Source organism: Paucibacter sp. JuS9 (assembly GCF_044043925.2).
Classification (GTDB): Bacteria; Pseudomonadota; Gammaproteobacteria; order Burkholderiales; family Burkholderiaceae_C; genus JAUASW01.
This window is the reverse complement of record NZ_CP194172.1, coordinates 5,021,591-5,036,913: the sequence shown is the minus strand read 5'-3', so window position 1 is coordinate 5,036,913 and position 15,323 is coordinate 5,021,591. Positions and strand designations below refer to the sequence as shown.

Sequence of the window (15,323 nt, the reverse complement as noted above, 5' to 3'; positions counted from 1 at the left end):
GAACATGTTGCTCCGACTGACTCTGCTCGCCAGCGCCCTCGTGCTGTGCGGCTGCGCCATCACAAAGGTCGAACCGCCTGCAGCTGCTGCAGCGCCGGCCCAGTTCAAGGAAACAGGCCTCTGGCAACGCGGCGCTGCCAGGCAGGAGGCCGTGCAAGAGACCGTGCCAGACGCCTGGTGGCTGCTCTTCAAGGATCCGGTGCTGGAAGACCTGCAGCAACGACTGGTGGTCGGCAACGAAAACCTGAAGGCCTCGGCCGCCCAGGTGGCCAGCGCACGCGCCGTGGTGGACGCGAGCCGCACGGCGATGCTGCCCACGCTGTCGGCCGGCCTCTCCGGCACGCGCAGCGATGCAGCAGGCAACGGCAGCGGCCCGGCCAACAGCCTCTCGCTGTCGGCCACCGCGGGTTGGGAGGTCGATCTGTGGGGCCGCCTGTCGCAGGCATCGAGCGCGGCTCAATCCAATTACCAGGCGAGCAACAACGACCTGGCGGCAGCGCGCCTCTCGGCGCAAGCGCTCCTGACGCAGAGCTATTTCTCGATGCGCGCCGCCGAGATGCAGCAGGCGCTGCTGGAGCGCAGCGTGGCGGCCTACCAGCGTTCGCTGGAGCTGACCGAAGCCCGCTACAAGGGCGGCGTGGCCTCGCGCAGCGACATGCTGCAGGCGCAGACGCAGCTTCGCAATGCGCAGTCCCAACTGATCGATGCCGGCACACAGCGCGGCCAGTTGGAACATGCCATCGCCGTGCTCCTGGGCCAGCCGCCGTCGGCCTTCTCGATCGCCCGCAGCGCCGCGCTGCCGGTGCCGCCGGCCGTGCCCGAGCTGCTGCCCTCCACACTGCTGCAGCGCCGGCCCGACATCGCTGCCTCGCAGCGCCGCGTGGCCTCGGCCTATGCGCAGATCGGCATTGCCGACGCAGCCTTCTTCCCCTCGCTGAGCCTCTCGGCCAATGCGGGCTATCGCAACAGCTCGCTGTCCGACCTGGTCAGCGCGCCGAATCTCTTCTGGTCGCTGGGCAGCTCGGCGGCACAAGCCATCTTCGACGGCGGCCAGCGCAGACAAGCCAGCGCCCAGGCCCGCGCCAGCGCCGAAGTGGTGTCGGCCAACTACCGCCAGCTGGTGCTGACGGCCTTGCAGGAGGTGGAAGACAACCTCCTGCTGGCCGACCAGTTGCAGCAGCAGACCAAGTTGCAAGAAGAGGCGCTGGCCGCGGCGCAGCGCAATCTCGAGATCGTGATGGACCAGTACCGCGCCGGCACCGTCAGCTATCTGAACGTGGTGACGGCGCAGAACGCGGCGCTGACGAGCGAGATCAGCTTGCTGAACGCGCGCAACCGCCAGCTGGCGGCCGTCAACCTGCTCTTGAAGAACATCGCCGGCCGCTGGACGCCGGCGTGAGCGGCTGAAGCCGGGACTGGATCAAGCCTGCTGCGGCGGCGTCGTATCCATCCAGAGGGCCGCCCACAGGTGGCCGTCGGGGTCGGCGATGTCGCGGGTGAGCATGAATCCATGGTCTTCGGGTGGGTTCACGTCGGCCGTGCCGCCATGGGCGGCGGCCGCCGCGTTCATCGCATCGACGGCCGCACGGCTTTCCAGCGACAACGAGAGCATGTGGCCCGCCGAGCCCTTGGCCGGGAACGGCCGGTCGGTGAAGGTGCGCCATTTGGCGTGGCTGATCAGCATCACCTTGATCGCCTCGCTCCACACCATGCAGGAGCCGCTGTCGTCGCTCATCTGCGGATTCCGCTCGAACCCGAGGGCCTGGTAGAAGGCGGTCGAAAGCGCGAGGTCGGCGACGGGCAGGCTGATGAAGATCGTCTTGGTCATGTGGCGCTCCTGATTCGGGTCTGTCTGCTTGGGAAGACTCTACGGCCGTAGAGCTTTCAACACCACGACGGGCCAGCCCCGCCAGAATCGACAAGGGCCGCCGCTTTTCAGCGGCAGCCCTGTCATCGGACCGTCAGCCTGATGCCTGGCTTCAGCCGGCAGCCAACACGTCGTGCGCCTGCTGGTCTGCGTGGTAGCTCGAACGCACCATGGCGCCCACGGCCGCATGCGAGAAGCCCATCTTGTAGGCCTCTTCTTCGAACATCTTGAAGGTGTCGGGGTGCACATAGCGGCGCACCGGCAGGTGATGGCCCGAGGGTGCCAGGTACTGGCCGATGGTCAGCATGTCGATGTTGTGCGCGCGCATGTCGCGCATCACCTGCAGGATCTCCTCGTCGGTTTCACCCAGGCCCACCATGATGCCGCTCTTGGTCGGCACGCCGGGCACCTCTTCCTTGAAGCGCTTCAGGAGCTTCAGGCTGAATTCGTAATCGGAGCCCGGGCGAGCTTCCTTATACAGGCGCGGCGCGGTTTCCAGGTTGTGATTCATCACGTCCGGAGGCGCGGCCTTTAGGATGTCCAGGGCGCGGTCCATGCGGCCGCGGAAGTCGGGCACCAGCACCTCGATCTGCGTCGCAGGGCTCAGCTCGCGGACCTGGCGGATGCATTCGGCAAAGTGGCCGGCGCCGCCGTCGCGCAGGTCGTCGCGGTCCACGCTGGTGATCACCACGTACTTGAGCTTCAGCGCGGCAATTGTCTTGGCCAGGTTGACCGGCTCGTCCGCGTCCAGGGGATCGGGGCGACCATGGCCCACGTCGCAGAACGGGCAGCGGCGGGTGCACTTGTCACCCATGATCATGAAGGTGGCCGTGCCCTTGCCGAAGCACTCGCCGATATTGGGGCAGGAGGCTTCCTCGCAGACCGTGTGCAGCTTGTGCTCGCGCAGGATCTGCTTGATCTCGTAGAAACGGGTGCTGGGCGAACCAGCCTTCACGCGGATCCAGTCCGGCTTCTTGAGCATCTCGCCCGCCGGCACGATCTTGATCGGGATGCGTGCCGTCTTGGCCTGCGCCTTCTGCTTGGCGCTGGCGTCGTAGGCCTCGCCGGTCAATGCTTCGTGCGTGATGTTCTCGGTCGCCATTGCTGTGCTTCTCAGGGTTCAGCGGCTCAGCAGCGCCTCCAGGCGCTCGCCGAACCGCCGGGCCACCGTGGCCCAGTCCGTGGAAACCCGCAGTGTAGCGAGGTCCACCGTTTGAAGCCCTGCATAGCCGCAAGGATTGATGCCGAGATAGGGCTGCAGATCCATGTCTACGTTGATCGCGACACCGTGATACGTGCAGTGCCGGCTGACCTTGATGCCCAGCGCCGCCACCTTGCCCAGGCCCTTGAAAGCATCGTTCGGATCGCTCGGCCCGGTCAGCGCCGCATGCGCGCCTGGGTCGTCCAGCCGCACATAGATGCCCGGCGCACCGGCCACGCGGTGGCCGGTGATGCCGAACTGGTCCAGTGTCTGGATCACGGCGGCTTCCAGCCGGAACACGTATTCCTTGACGTAGATGCCCAGGCGCTTCAGGTCCACGAGCGGATAGGCCACCACCTGGCCAGGCCCGTGATAGGTCACCTGCCCGCCCCGGTTCGTCTGCACGACCGGAATGCCGCTGGGGTTCAAGACATGGTCGGCCTTGCCAGCCAGGCCTTGCGTGTAAGTGGGCGGATGCTCACAGAGCCAGATTTCGTCGGGCGTGTCAGCGCCGCGGGCCTCGGTGAAGGCGCGCATGGCGGCCTCGGTGGACGCGTAATCGACGCGCCCCAGGACCTTGACCAACATGCTCAGAGCACGACCTTGACCATCGGATGCGTGGTCAGGGTACGGTACAGCTCATCCAGTTGCTCGCGGCTGGTGGCAGTGATCGTGATCGTCAGGCCCAGGTAGTTGCCGCCCTTGCTGGGGCGCTGCTCGATGGTCGTGGCATCGAACTCGGGATCGAACTGGCGGGCCACATGGGCAATCGCCTCGACAAAGCCCTCGACCTGCGCGCCCATCACCTTGATCGGGAAGCGCGAGGGGTACTCGATCAGCGACTGCTCGGGCGGAATGTATTGGTTCATGGTCAGACAGATTGGGCCAGCTTGGCGTTTTGGTAGGCCTCGTAGAGCCGCGCGTAAACCGGCCCGGGTTTGCCATGCAGGGCACCATGGCCGACAGGCTCATGATCCAGCGTGGTCACCGCCAGCACTTCCTTGGTGGCCGAGCTGAGGATGATTTCATCGGCGGCAAACACCTCGGCCTCTGAGATGGGCCGCAGGTTGTAGCCGATGCTCAGCTCCGCGCAGAGTTCCTTGATCAGCTCGACCCGGATGCCTTCCAGCACCTGCTCGCTCTTGGGTACGCCCAGCAGAGCGCCTTCCTTGACGATCCACACATTCGACGCCGAAGCCTCGGTGAGATGGCCATCGCGGAACATGATGGTTTCGACAGCCCCCTCGTCGGCCGAGATCTGGCGGGCCAGCACATTGCCCAGGAGCGAGGTGCTCTTGATGTCGCCACGCTCCCAGCGGAAATCGCGTGCGCTGATGCAGGCCACACCGTGGTGGCGCACCTCGGCCGAGACCGGTCGCGCGGGCGTGCTGTAAGAAAACACCGTGGGCGCAATGCCGACCGGCATCACATGGTCGCGAGGCGCCACGCCACGAGTCACCTGCAGATACCACCACTGATCGGCGGCACCCACACGGGCCACCAGCTCGCGGCCCACCTGCATCCATTCGGCGCGGGTCAGGGGGTTGTCGATGCGAAGCTTGGCCAGGCTGCGGTCCAGCCGCTCCATGTGCTCGTCGAATCGGAACATGCGGCCGCCATAGACCGGCACCATCTCGTAGACGCCGTCGCCAAAGATGAAGCCCCGGTCCATCGGCGAAATGCGCGCCGCGGCCAGTGGCTGGTATTCGCCATTCAGGTAGCAGGGCACATCAGGCAACGCGGTCATTGGCAGACTCCTTGACGACAGGTACCCAGCTTACGTGCTGGCGCTTACTTGATCCAGAGGCGGATGGCGTCCCAGGCGCGGCCGAAGATGCCGGCCAGCGGCACCGCTTCCTGCACCACCAGCGGCACTTCGGCCACCAGCACGCCACCGGCCGTGCTCACCTTCAGGGTGCCGACCTTCTGGCCCTTGGCCAGCGGTGCGATCAGCGGATCGGTGCGTTCGATATGGGTCTTCAGATTGGCACCTTCGCCCCGCGGCACGGCCACATAGACGGCCGTGGCCGCACCCAGCCTGGCCTCGGGGGCGGTGCCCTTCCAGACCTGTGCCTTGGCAATCGCCGCGTCCTGCTCGAACAGGCGCAGCGCGTCAAAGGCCGAGTAGCCCCAGTTCAGGAGCTTCTGGCTTTCCGAAGCGCGCGCTTCCTTGGACGCCGTGCCCATCACCACGCTCACGAGGCGGCGCTTGCCGTTCGGGAACTCGCGCTGGGCGCTGGCGATCAGGCAGTAGCCGGCGTCCTTGGTGAAGCCGGTCTTCATGCCGTCCACGCTCGGGTCGCGGCCCAGCAGCAGGTTGCGGTTGCCCTGCTTGATCTTGTTGTAGGTGTACTCGCGGATCGAGTAGTAGCGATAGAACTCGGGGAAGTCGCGGATCAGGTTGGCCGCAATGATCGCCATGTCGCGGGCGCTGCTCTTGTGGCCAGGCTCGGTCATGCCGGTCACATTGGTGAACTGGGTGTTCTTCAGGCCCCAGGCCTGGGCCTGGCGGTTCATCGCCGCCACGAATTGCTCCACGGTGCCGCTCACGCCTTCAGCCAGGGCGACCGACGCATCGTTGCCGCTTTGCACGATCATGCCGCGCAGCAGTTCATCGACCTTGGGCGTCATCGTGGTGTCGACGAACATCAGCGAGGCGCCTTCCTTGCGCTCATCCCAGGCACGCCTGGAGACGGTGAGCGTCTGCTCCAGCGTCAGGCGCTTTTCCTTCAAGGCATTGAAGACCAGGTAGGCGGTCATCAGTTTGGTGAGCGAGGCAGGGTCGTTGGCCACATCGGCTTCGCGCTCGGCCAGCACCTGGTTGGCGGTCAGGTCGATCAGGAAATAGCCCTTGGCCGCGATCTCGGGCGGCTGCGGCGCCTGGGCCAGGGCGGACAGCCCGCTGGCTGCCGCCAGCACGAAGGCAATCAGTCGTTTCATCGAGGGAATTCTCAGGAAGAACTGGCGGCACCGGCCTCATGCCAGCCCCGCAGAATGATGTTCTTGAGCAGCGGCAGCTGCCCGTGGAAGAAATGGCCGACGCCGGGCACCACGGTGACCGGAAGCGATTGCGGGCGCGCCCAGTCCAGGACACTGGCAAGCGGCACCACGTCGTCGGTTTCGCCATGCACCACCAGGGTGTCGGCGGGCACGGTCGTCATGTCGAAGCGGCTGGCGGCGGGGCCGACCAGGCACAGCCGCTCGGCCTTGTCGTCAAGCCGCTGGGCCGCATGAGAGGCCACATAGCCGCCGAAGGAAAAGCCGCCCAGCGCCAAGGGCAAGCCGGCTTCACGGGCGTGGGCAATCACCGCCAGCGCGTCATCCACCTCGCCGCGACCCTCGTCCCACTGGCCCTCGGACTTGCCGATGCCACGGAAGTTGAAGCGCACCGCGCGGTAGCCCATCTGGACGAAGGCACGAGCCAGGGTCTGCACGACCTTGTTGTCCAGCGTGCCCCCCTGCGTGGGGTTGGGGTGACAGATCACGGCCACGCCGCGCAGCGCTGCACTCGGCCGGTCGATGGCGATCTCGAGGGCACCGGCCGGGCCGGCGATGACGAGCTTCTCCGTTTGGGAGTTCATGCCGGAGACTGTTCAGCGTCCGACGTTGTCTGGCAGCACCAGGCGCTCGACCACCTTGCCCTGCTTCAGGTGCTGCTCGACGATCTCGTCGATGTCGGCGTTGTCCACGTAGCTGTACCAGACGCCTGCCGGATACACCACCGCCACCGGCCCGCCAGCGCAGCGGTCCAGGCAACCCGCCTTGTTGATGCGCACGCCGCCCTTGCCGGCCAGGCCCAGGGTCTTGACCTTCTGCTTGCAGTGGTCGAAGGCTTCCTGGGCGCCGTGCTGGGCACAGGCGTTCTCGCCCTCGCGCTGGTTCAGGCAGAAAAACACATGATGCTGATAGTACGGTTCGCTCATGTCCCCCATTGTAGGCAGGCCCGGGTTTTCACTGACTCATTGCGCTTCAAGCCGTGTTCGCCCGGGAGGCCATGAGCTGCCACCAACCCCACAGCAGCAACCAGCGCGCAAAGAGTCTAATTACCGAGACTCGTCGCGCTGCGCGATGCGCCAGAGCAGCCAGGCCAGCGCCGCGAACGGCCAGCACCAGCCAATCCATTGCGCCAGGCCATAGAGGTTGATGAAGCGGCCCTGCTCCCAGGTCTGCAGGCTCTGCGCCAGGTACGGGTCGGACGGCGCCTCGCTGACCAGGGCGATCAGGGCCGTCAGCACCACCAGCCCCCAGGCCGCCGCGATGCGGCGGGAGAACAGACAGGCCAGCAGCGCCAAGACGGCACCGACGCCCAGGCCGGGCCAGGTGGCCGGCGTGAGCCAGGCCCAGGCATGCTGGGGACTGAAGGCCAGCGCAGTCGACCAGGTCGTGCCCACCACGCCCAGAATCAGCGCACCCAGCACCAGGAAGACACGCCGCTTTCCGGGCCGCGCCACCGACAAGGCCAGCAGGACCGGACCCAGGAGGCCCAGGGCAATCGCAATCGCCTCCAGTCCCGGCGGCAAGGGGCGCCCCGGCAATTCGGTCGCCGCGGCGAGCGCCCAGGGCGTGCCGGCCAGCGCGCTCTCGCTCAGCTCTCTCAAGCGAGGCAGCAGCTGGCCCAGGCCCAGCGGCAGCGGCGCCGGAAACAGCAGGCCGATGGGCCACAGCGCCAGCAAGGCCACCGCACCGGCACTGTGAGGCTGGAACCAGCGCTCGCGCCAGCCATGCCAGCGCTGCAGGCCGCCAAAGTGATTCAGGCCCCAACCCAGCACGCCGCCGCACAGGCCGCCCGCGCTGTTCAGCAGCCAGTCTGCGAGTGAAGGCACCCGGCTGGGCAGGAAGTACTGCAAGCTCTCCAGCGCATACGCGAAGGCGGACAGGCCCAGGGTGGCGAGCAGGAAGCCGTAACGCAGCCGGCCGCCGCTGCGAACCACCGCCGCAAAGGCCAGCAGGCCCATGGGCAGATAGCCCAGCACATTCACCCAGATATCGAACGGGCCCCAGTAGCGCGGCCAGGGCAGGCCGACCAGCCAGCCCGGCGTCAGGCCGGTCGGCTCGCGCCAGGGCCAGAACGGATAGAGGCTGGCATGCACCACCAGCAGCGCATAGATCAGGGTCAGCCAGGTGGCGGAGCTGCGCCGGCGCGGGGGAAGCATTTTCAGAACGGTTTGACCACGGCCAGCACCACGACCGCCGCAAACACGAGCACCGACACCTCGTTGAAGACCCGGTACCAGCGGTGGCCGCGCCGGTTCGCCATCACCTCGAAGTCGCGCAGCAGCCTGCCGCAGTAGTGCTGGTAGCCAATCGCCACCACCACCAGGGCGATCTTGGCATGCAGCCAGTGGCTGCCGGCAAAGCGACCCGTGCCGAAGCCCAGCCACAGCCACAGGCCAAGCAGGATGGCGACGCCGGAGAGCATGTGGGCAAAGCGTTGCAGCTTGCGTGCCATCAAGAGCAGCCGTTCGCGCTCGGCGTGGCTGTCGGCCGGCACCATGGCCAGGTTCACGAAGATGCGTGGCAGGTAGAACAGCCCGGCGAACCAGGACGCCACGAACACGATGTGGAAGGCTTTGATCCAGAGGTACATCGAACCATTATCAATGGCGGCATGTGCTGGAGATTCGGCCGCCCTTGAGCCAGCCCACGCATGCGGCGGGCAAAAAAAGCCCCGGCTCTAGGCCGGGGCGGCAAAGCCTTTTCGCTGTCATCACGTCAAGGCTCCTGCTCAGGGAGGAAAAGCAGGGGACGACTACCTTGCGGCTATCATCCGGGACCAATATTAACAGAGCCCCTCGGGTGGCTTCTACGGGAAGATGCGTAGAAGTTTTGACTGAAATCACGCCCGGCGGCTCCCGCCCCCGCGAACCCGGGGGCGACTCCTGGAGCAGCAGATCTTGGCCCGTTCTTCCCACCTTCCCGCCCCCTTTCCGGCCAGCCGGCCGCGCCGCCTGCGCCGCGACGCCTTCAGCCGCGATCTGGTGCGCGAGCACAGCCTGAGCGTCAAGGATCTGATACTGCCGGTCTTCGTTCATGAGGGCGAAAACCACCTGCACCCGATCGACTCGATGCCGGGCGTCAACCGCCAGAGCCTGGACCACCTGCTGCGCACCGCCGAGGAGGCTGCGACGCTGGGCATTCCAGTGCTGGCCCTGTTTCCGGCCATCGATCCGAGCCTGAAGACGGTGGACGGCTCTGAGGCCTTCAACCCCGAAGGCATCATCCCGCGCGCCGTGCGCGCCCTGAAATCCCGCTTCCCCGAGCTGGGCCTGCTGACCGACGTGGCACTGGACCCCTACACCAGCCACGGCCAGGACGGCCTGCCCGACGAGACCGGCTACCTGATCAACGATGCGACGGTCGAGCTGCTGGTCCGCCAGGCGCTCACGCAAGCCGAGGCTGGCGCCGACATGGTGGGCCCGAGCGACATGATGGACGGCCGCATCGGCGCCATCCGCCAGGCCTTGGAGAGCCGCGGCCTCATCCACACCCGGATCATGGCCTACAGCGTCAAGTACGCCAGCGCCTTCTACGGCCCCTTCCGCGACGCGGTGGGTTCCAAGAGCGCCCTGGGCAAGTCGAACAAGAAGACCTATTACGTCGACCCCGGCAACACCAACGAGGCTCTGCGCGAAGTTGCGGCCGACCTGGCCGAGGGCGCCGACATGGTGATGGTCAAGCCCGGCATGCCTTACCTGGACGTGGTGCGCCGCGTGAAGGACGAGTTCGGCGTGCCCACCTTCGCCTACCAGGTGAGCGGCGAGTACGCGATGCTCAAGGCCGCTGCCGCCAACGGCTGGCTGGACCACGACGCCGTGATGATGGAAGCGCTGCTGGCCTTCAAGCGCGCCGGCGCCGACGGCATCCTGAGCTACTTCGCACTCGACGCAGCGCGCCTGCTGAAGGCCGCCTGAGCGTGCGTCTCTTCCACATCCACGGCGACCAGTTCAGCGAGCTGAGAGAGCTGCCTGCAGACCTGCCTGAGCAGGGCTTCCTGTGGCTGGGTCTGGGCCGGCGCGAGTTCGAGGTGGAACTGAACCAGGTCCAGGCCCATCTGCAAGCCTGGGCCGGCGGGCAACTGGTCGACCTGCATGTGTCGGACCTCCTGAACAACCAGCTGCCCTCGCATTTCGACTACACCAGCTGGTACGACCTGATGGTGTTCCGCCGCCTGGCCGCGGCACCAGGCAGCGAGGCCCTGTTCTTCGACGATGAGCACGGCACGCTGGCCTCGGCCGAGAAGGCCTTGAAGGCCATCGACACCAGCCCGGTCGGCTTCGCGCTATTCGATCGCGTGCTGCTGACCGTGCACCCCACCGACTGCCTGGTGCGCGACTTCTTCGCCGACAAGCTCGGCAAGATGAGCCCCGGCAACGGCGGGCGCGACTTGCGCGGCAGCGGCCGCATGCCGGCCAGCACGGCCGACCTGATGCTGCGCATGCTCAACCACATGGTGGACAGCTATCTGGACCTGCGACGACTGCTCAGCAAGCAGTTGGCAACGCTGCAGAAGATGCTGCTGGACCCGCACAGCCAGTTCGACGACTGGGCCATGCTGCTCGCCTCGCGCGACGCCTTGCACCGCCTCGAAGACACCTGCGAAGACCAGCGCAGCGCACTCCAGGAATGGATAGACGCGCTGGACGAATGGCCCGCCGACAACGACCCACATGCCCAGCGCGAGCGCGAGCTCCTGCGCGTGCGCTCACGCGACGTGCTGGAGCATGTCGAGCGCGTGCTCAGCCATGTACGCCGGCTCGAGTCGTCGGCCGAGAGCGCGGTGCAGATGCACTTCTCGGCGCTGGGCCACCGCACCAACAGCATCATGCGCACGCTGACGGTGCTGACCGCCATCTTCCTGCCCTTGAACCTGATCACCGGCATCTTCGGCATGAACTTCGATGGCCTGCCCCTGATCCACAGCAGCACGGGCATCTGGATCGCCTTCGGCATGATGGCCGCCGTGGGCCTCACCCTGGGCGCCTTCTTCTGGCGCAAGCGCTACCTGGGCACCCAGGCGCGATGAGACGCCAGCAGGCTCAGCCGCGCTGATAGGGATCAGCAAAGCCCAGCCCGACCATGAGCTCGGTCTCGCGGGCTTCCATGCAGGCAGCCTCGTCGTCCTCCTCATGGTCGTATCCCTGCGCATGCAGGGTGCCGTGCACCAGCATGTGGGCGTAGTGGGCCAGGATGTCGATGCCCATCCCTTTGGCTTCCTGCTCCACCACCTCGGCGCAGATCACCAGGTCGGCGCCGACCACCGGCTCATGGCTGTAGTCGAAGGTGAGCACATTGGTCGCGTAGTCCTTGCCGCGATATTCCTTGTTCAGGGCTCGGCCTTCCTCGGCGCCAACGATGCGCACCGCGATCTCGCCGGGCAGCTCCAGCGCAGCGCGGATGTAGCGGATCACCTTGTGGCGCGGCAGCAGCGCGCGATGGCGCGGGTCCGCGAACTGCAGGGACAGGTTCAGTTCCGGCTGGCTCATTTGGCAGCTCCTTGCAGCTTGGCTTCGGCCTTGAGCTTGGCCTTGGTCTGCGCCTCATAGGCCTCGACGATGCGGGCCACCAGCGGATGGCGCACCACGTCCGACGAGGTGAAGTGCGTCATCGCGATGCCCTTGACCTTGGACAGCACCTTCTCGGCGTCCACCAGGCCGCTGTGGGTGCCCTTGGGCAGGTCGATCTGGCTGGTGTCGCCGGTCACCACGCAGCGGCTGCCGAAGCCGATGCGGGTCAGGAACATCTTCATCTGCTCGGGCGTGGTGTTCTGCGCTTCGTCGAGGATGACGAAGGCATGGTTGAGCGTGCGGCCCCGCATGAAGGCCAGCGGCGCGATCTCCAGCTGGCCCTTCTCGAACGCCTTGGTCACGCGGTCGAAGCCCATCAGGTCGTAGAGCGCGTCATACAGCGGGCGAAGATAGGGGTCGACCTTCTGCGTCAGGTCGCCAGGCAGGAAGCCCAGGCGCTCGCCAGCCTCGACCGCCGGGCGGGTCAGGATGATGCGCTGCACGCTGTTGCGCTCCAGCGCATCCACGGCACAGGCCACGGCCAGGAAGGTCTTGCCGGTGCCGGCCGGGCCGATGCCCATGGTGATGTCGTGCGACAGGATGTTGGCCAGGTACTCATGCTGGTTCGGCGTGCGGCCGGCCAGGTCGGCCCGGCGGGTGCGCAAGACCAGTTCACCACCGGCAGCTGCCGCGGAGACCGGCTGGGCCGAGACCGGCTTCAGGCCCAGCTCACTGGCAGCCTCGACCAGCGCGAGCTGCAGCGCCTCAGCCGTGATCGTGCGGCGGCCCTTTTCGTAAAGCGTCTGCAGCAGCTGCAAGGCCCGCTCGGCGGGCTTCTTGGCCCCTTCAATGCGGATGGCCTCGTTGCGGCGGGTGATGGTCACGCCCAACGTTGCCTCCACCTCGCGCAGGTTGGCGTCCAGGCTGCCGCAGAGCTGGGCCAGGCGCTGGTTGTCGGCGGGGCTGAATTCGTGGCGAAGAATCATTGTGTGAATTGCTTGGGGAGGAAGCTGCAAACGAGCAGGCCGCGATTGTCGCCCGGACGCACTTGCAACAGCTGGCTACTGCACAATCGGCGCCCATGCGAACCTCCGTCCCCTGGTCCAGCGCGCTGGCGCCCGAGACCAGCCTGTTCTGGCTGCACAGCCTGCCGGCCCTGTTCAACGCCATGCTGCTCGGTATGGCGGCCTGGCTGGTGATGCTGGCCTGGCTGCAGCGCGGCGAGCGTCGCCTCGCATACCTGGCCGGCCTGATGCTGGCCTGGGTCTCGCTCAATACCGGACTGTGGCCCGCGCCGCTGGCCCTGTCGTCAAGCCTGGATGCACTGCTGCGCATCGGGCTGCTGCCGGTGCTGGCCCTGTGTGCCGTTCAGCTGCTGCTGCGCCAGGTGGGCGTTCGCGACAGCCGCATCGACTGGGGCCTGCGCGTGCAGTGCGGCCTGGTGCCGCTCAGCGCCGTGCTGGTCGGCAGTGCCCAGCATGGCAATGTCTGTCGCTTCTGGGCGATGCTGCTGGGCCTGCAGGTGCTGGCGGCCATGGTCTGGTTTCTGCGGCTGAGCCGCCGTAACAGCCAGGTCGACGTCGCGGTCGACCCGCCGGCCGGCCCGCTGCCACGCTGGCTGGTTGCCCTGGGCGGCATCCTGCTGATGGCCGAGCTGGTGTTCCAGCATCTGCGCCAGAGCGAACAGCTCCTGATCAGCCCGCTGCTGTTGCCGCCGCTCTTGATGGTTCTGGCCCTGTACGCCGGTGCCCAGATGGCCAAGGCCCGGCTGACGGCTGAGCAGCAATACCTGGCGCTGCAAGCCGAGGTGCAGGAAAAGATCGCCAATGTCGAGCGCAGCTTTGCGCAGATGGCCGAACAGAAGCTCGAGCAGGTGACCGAGCGCGAGCGCAAGCGCATTGCCGCTGACCTGCATGACGACCTGGGCGCCAAGCTGCTGACCATCGTCCACACCAGCGAATCGGACCGCATCTCCACCCTGGCGCGCGAAGCGCTGGAAGAAATGCGCCTCTCGGTGCGCGGCCTGACCGGCAAGCCGGTGCAATTGCTCGATGCGCTGGGCGACTGGCGCGCAGAAGTGGTCTCGCGCCTGGGTCAGGCCAATATCCTTGCGGAATGGAAGTCGCCGGCCGAGGACATCGTCCACACTCTGCCCGCGCGCGCCTACGTGCAGACCACGCGCATCCTGCGCGAATCGGTCAGCAACATCATCAAGCACAGTGGCGCCACCCATTGCACCGTCACCTGCAATGTGCAGGACGGGGATTTCCAGTTCATCATCCAGGACAACGGCCAGGGCATCTCGACCGAACCGGACGGCCGCCTCGACAAGGGCCATGGCATGGCCAGCATGAAGTCGCGTGCCAAGCAGATGCATGGCCAATGCCTGGTCGAGTCAGGCCCCGGCTGGGGAACCGTGATACGCCTCACGATCCCCCTCTGAAAAGTGTTGTTGCTCGTGTTGAGTCCGTCGGCGTATCCAACATACTAGGCCGCCATGAACCATATCCTGCTGCTCGAAGACATTCCTGAAATCCGCGCCTGGCTCAAGGCGCTGATCAAACAGGTGTTTGCCAACGCTCAGATCACCGAATGCTCGCGCGTGCAAGACGCGCTGCAGCAGGTGCAGCTGCAGAAGTTCACGCTGGCGCTGCTGGACCTCGGCCTGCCCGACGGTTCGGGCGTCGACGTGATTGCGGCACTGCGCGAGAAGCAGCCGGAAGTGCAGTCGGTGATCGTCACCATCCACGATGACGACGAGCACCTGTTCCCCGCTCTGCAGGCCGGTGCCTTCGGCTACCTGCTCAAAGAACAATCACGAGAACTGCTGGTCGAGCAGTTGCAGCGCATGAGCGGTGGCGAGCCGCCGCTCTCGCCCTCCATTGCCCGCAAGGTGATCGCGTATTTCGCTGCGCAGCGTCGCCCGCAAGCGGCTGCACTCCTGCATGAGGTGTCGCTGACGGATCGCGAAACCGAAGTGCTGTTGCGCGTGGCCAAGGGCTTCACGCTGCCGGAAATCGGCGTGCAGTTGGGTCTGAGCCGTCACACGATCGCGGACTACGTGAAGCAGATCTACCGCAAGCTGAATGTGTCTTCGCGCGCCGAGGCGGCGCTTGAAGCACAGCGCCTGGGTTTGTTCGGTCGGAACTGATCTGAATCGGGCCGGATAATGGCCTGATGATTGGAAAGCTCACAGGCGTCATCGCGGAGAAATCGCCTCCGCTCGTGCTCATCGATGTGCAAGGCGTCGGCTATGAGGTCGACGTTCCGATGAGCACCTTCTACAACCTTGGCAATCTCGGCGACAAGGTCAGCCTGCTGACCCACTTCGTCGTGCGCGAGGATGCGCAGATCCTGTTCGGCTTTCTCACGGCCGAGGAACGCACCACCTTTCGCCAGCTGATCAAGATCAGCGGCGTGGGCCCCAAGATGGCCTTGTCGCTGCTCTCCGGCCTGTCTGTCGCAGAGCTTTCGCAAGCCGTGTCCAAGCAGGACAGCGGCCGCCTGGTGAAGGTGCCCGGCATCGGCAAGAAGACTGCAGAACGCTTGCTGCTCGAGCTCAAGGGCAAGCTGGGCCCCGACCTCGCGCTGCCCGCCAGTGTGGCCAATGACAACCAGGCCGACATCCTGCAGGCGCTGATCGCCTTGGGCTACAGCGACAAGGAAGCAGCAGCGGCCCTGAAGGCCTTGCCGCCCGACGTGGGCGTGAGCGAAGGCATCAAGCTCGCCATGAAGAAGCTGACCTGAAGAC

At 66.2% G+C, this 15,323-nt stretch carries 18 protein-coding genes; 6 read left to right on the top strand and 12 right to left on the bottom strand.

Going from position 1 to position 15,323, the window contains the following annotated elements:
* The first annotated feature begins 4 nt into the window (after positions 1 to 4).
* Positions 5 to 1,399 carry an efflux transporter outer membrane subunit gene (locus ABT392_RS22500; RefSeq protein WP_395384457.1) on the top strand — a complete coding sequence of 465 codons (1,395 nt, stop codon included), beginning with the start codon at positions 5 to 7 and terminating at the stop codon, positions 1,397 to 1,399.
* A gap of 21 nt (positions 1,400 to 1,420) precedes the next feature.
* Here the strand turns inward: ABT392_RS22500 and ABT392_RS22495 are convergent, their stop codons facing one another.
* The 10 genes from ABT392_RS22495 to ABT392_RS22450 form a co-directional block, all read right to left on the bottom strand.
* Positions 1,421 to 1,828, bottom strand: coding sequence for a VOC family protein (locus ABT392_RS22495; RefSeq protein WP_395384458.1), 408 nt, complete (start codon positions 1,826 to 1,828; stop codon positions 1,421 to 1,423).
* A 151-nt stretch (positions 1,829 to 1,979) separates the two neighbouring features.
* Positions 1,980 to 2,969 carry a lipoyl synthase gene (gene lipA / locus ABT392_RS22490; protein WP_395384459.1) on the bottom strand — a complete coding sequence of 330 codons (990 nt, stop codon included), beginning with the start codon at positions 2,967 to 2,969 and terminating at the stop codon, positions 1,980 to 1,982.
* Between the two features lie 18 nt (positions 2,970 to 2,987).
* Positions 2,988 to 3,656, bottom strand: coding sequence for a lipoyl(octanoyl) transferase LipB (lipB, locus tag ABT392_RS22485; protein WP_334277394.1), 669 nt, complete (start codon positions 3,654 to 3,656; stop codon positions 2,988 to 2,990).
* Positions 3,657 to 3,658: 2 nt separating this feature from the next.
* The gene (locus ABT392_RS22480) at positions 3,659 to 3,937 is read right to left on the bottom strand and encodes a DUF493 family protein (protein WP_334277395.1); all 279 of its coding nucleotides are present in this window, start codon (positions 3,935 to 3,937) and stop codon (positions 3,659 to 3,661) included.
* Positions 3,938 to 3,939: 2 nt separating this feature from the next.
* Positions 3,940 to 4,815: a D-amino acid aminotransferase gene (locus tag ABT392_RS22475; protein WP_334277396.1), complete on the bottom strand. Its 876-nt coding sequence runs from the start codon at positions 4,813 to 4,815 to the stop codon at positions 3,940 to 3,942.
* A gap of 44 nt (positions 4,816 to 4,859) precedes the next feature.
* Complete coding sequence (locus ABT392_RS22470) at positions 4,860 to 6,008, bottom strand: D-alanyl-D-alanine carboxypeptidase family protein (protein ID WP_395384460.1); 1,149 nt, start codon at positions 6,006 to 6,008, stop codon at positions 4,860 to 4,862.
* A gap of 11 nt (positions 6,009 to 6,019) precedes the next feature.
* Positions 6,020 to 6,649 (bottom strand): alpha/beta hydrolase, encoded by a 630-nt coding sequence (locus ABT392_RS22465; protein WP_334277398.1) that lies wholly within the window; start codon positions 6,647 to 6,649, stop codon positions 6,020 to 6,022.
* A gap of 12 nt (positions 6,650 to 6,661) precedes the next feature.
* The gene (locus ABT392_RS22460; RefSeq protein WP_395384461.1) at positions 6,662 to 7,000 is read right to left on the bottom strand and encodes a (2Fe-2S) ferredoxin domain-containing protein; all 339 of its coding nucleotides are present in this window, start codon (positions 6,998 to 7,000) and stop codon (positions 6,662 to 6,664) included.
* Positions 7,001 to 7,111: 111 nt separating this feature from the next.
* On the bottom strand, positions 7,112 to 8,221 hold the full coding sequence (locus tag ABT392_RS22455) for a VanZ family protein (RefSeq protein WP_395384462.1): 1,110 nt from the start codon (positions 8,219 to 8,221) through the stop codon (positions 7,112 to 7,114).
* A 2-nt stretch (positions 8,222 to 8,223) separates the two neighbouring features.
* Positions 8,224 to 8,655 carry a CopD family protein gene (locus ABT392_RS22450; protein ID WP_334277401.1) on the bottom strand — a complete coding sequence of 144 codons (432 nt, stop codon included), beginning with the start codon at positions 8,653 to 8,655 and terminating at the stop codon, positions 8,224 to 8,226.
* Between the two features lie 307 nt (positions 8,656 to 8,962).
* On the opposite strand from ABT392_RS22450, the gene hemB reads away from it, so the two are divergent.
* Together hemB and ABT392_RS22440 are read left to right on the top strand one after the other, a co-directional pair.
* On the top strand, positions 8,963 to 9,979 hold the full coding sequence (gene hemB / locus ABT392_RS22445; protein ID WP_334277402.1) for a porphobilinogen synthase: 1,017 nt from the start codon (positions 8,963 to 8,965) through the stop codon (positions 9,977 to 9,979).
* 2 nt (positions 9,980 to 9,981) lie between these two features.
* The gene (locus tag ABT392_RS22440) at positions 9,982 to 11,091 is read left to right on the top strand and encodes a magnesium transporter CorA family protein (protein ID WP_334277403.1); all 1,110 of its coding nucleotides are present in this window, start codon (positions 9,982 to 9,984) and stop codon (positions 11,089 to 11,091) included.
* Between the two features lie 13 nt (positions 11,092 to 11,104).
* Here ABT392_RS22440 and ybeY read toward each other — a convergent pair whose 3' ends face one another.
* Both ybeY and ABT392_RS22430 read right to left on the bottom strand, forming a co-directional pair.
* Complete coding sequence (gene ybeY, locus ABT392_RS22435; RefSeq protein WP_395384463.1) at positions 11,105 to 11,551, bottom strand: rRNA maturation RNase YbeY; 447 nt, start codon at positions 11,549 to 11,551, stop codon at positions 11,105 to 11,107.
* Positions 11,548 to 12,558 carry a PhoH family protein gene (locus ABT392_RS22430; RefSeq protein ID WP_395384464.1) on the bottom strand — a complete coding sequence of 337 codons (1,011 nt, stop codon included), beginning with the start codon at positions 12,556 to 12,558 and terminating at the stop codon, positions 11,548 to 11,550. The genes ybeY and ABT392_RS22430 overlap by 4 nt, the downstream gene beginning before the upstream one ends.
* 95 nt (positions 12,559 to 12,653) lie before the next feature.
* On the opposite strand from ABT392_RS22430, the gene ABT392_RS22425 reads away from it, so the two are divergent.
* Genes ABT392_RS22425 through ruvA form a run of 3 tightly spaced genes read left to right on the top strand, consistent with a single transcriptional unit; the run spans position 12,654 to position 15,319 of the window.
* A complete protein-coding gene (locus ABT392_RS22425; RefSeq protein ID WP_334277406.1) occupies positions 12,654 to 14,015 on the top strand; it encodes a sensor histidine kinase in 1,362 nt (453 codons plus the stop codon).
* Positions 14,016 to 14,069: 54 nt separating this feature from the next.
* A complete protein-coding gene (locus ABT392_RS22420; RefSeq protein WP_334277407.1) occupies positions 14,070 to 14,723 on the top strand; it encodes a response regulator transcription factor in 654 nt (217 codons plus the stop codon).
* 26 nt (positions 14,724 to 14,749) lie between these two features.
* A complete protein-coding gene (ruvA, locus tag ABT392_RS22415; RefSeq protein WP_334277408.1) occupies positions 14,750 to 15,319 on the top strand; it encodes a Holliday junction branch migration protein RuvA in 570 nt (189 codons plus the stop codon).
* Positions 15,320 to 15,323: the final 4 nt, after the last annotated feature.